1 protein-coding gene is annotated in these 229 nt (G+C 65.5%); it reads left to right on the plus strand.

The window, feature by feature from the left end:
* On the plus strand, window positions 1–229 hold a 229-nt coding region (locus tag FQ668_RS28425), incomplete at both ends, for an AzlD domain-containing protein (protein ID WP_144180920.1).

A 229-nucleotide genomic window follows, 5' to 3' on the forward strand; every position in this document is an offset into this window, starting at 1 on the left:
GTTGCACACGGTGTTGCGCATCCCCCCACTGTTTCGCCGCGCCCTGGCGTATGTGCCAGCCAGCGTGTTGGCCGCATTGGTACTGCCGGCCGTGGTATTCCCGGACCGGCAGGCGGGGTTCGACTGGATGAACCCACAGATACCAGCGGCGATACTTGCCGCGCTGGTGGCGTGGCGTACGCGCAGCACGATGCTGACGCTGATTGTAGGCATGGGAGTGCTGTGGGCC

The organism is Pseudomonas sp. Kh14, from assembly GCF_900291005.1.
GTDB classification, from domain to species: Bacteria; Pseudomonadota; Gammaproteobacteria; order Pseudomonadales; family Pseudomonadaceae; genus Aquipseudomonas; species Aquipseudomonas alloputida.